Consider the following 492-nt stretch of genomic DNA (forward strand, 5'->3'; position numbering starts at 1 on the left):
TAGCTAAACCAAATGCAGACATGCCATAAATTAAACCAAAGTTAACCGCTTTGGCGCGGCGACGTTGCTCGGTCGTGACTTCTTCAAAGTGCACCCCAAATACTTCGGCTGCAGTGGCTTTATGAATATCTTTACCTTCAGCAAAAGCGGTCAGTAAGCCTTCATCTTGAGATAAATGAGCCATGATACGCAGTTCGATTTGTGAATAATCGGCCGCTAAAATTTTTCGACCCGCAGGAGCGATAAAGGCTTGGCGAATACGGCGGCCTTCTTCGGTACGGATAGGAATATTTTGTAAGTTTGGCTCACTTGATGACAAGCGGCCTGTTGCGGCATTCGCTTGATGATAGCTAGTGTGAACCCTGCCTGTTATGGCATTAACCATTAGCGGCAGTTTATCGGTATAAGTGCTTTTTAGTTTTGCTAGGCTGCGATGCTCGAGAATAACTTTAGGTAAAGGATAATCAAGTGCTAGCTCGACTAATACGTCTT

1 protein-coding gene is annotated in these 492 nt (G+C 44.9%); it reads right to left on the reverse strand.

All coding sequences use genetic code 11. The features are described from left to right. The coding region (locus H5185_RS22440; protein ID WP_259396292.1) for a DNA polymerase at positions 1 to 492 on the reverse strand (492 nt) is incomplete at both ends.

The organism is Shewanella sp. SG44-6 (genome assembly GCF_014164185.1).
Taxonomy (GTDB): domain Bacteria; phylum Pseudomonadota; class Gammaproteobacteria; order Enterobacterales; family Shewanellaceae; genus Shewanella; species Shewanella vesiculosa.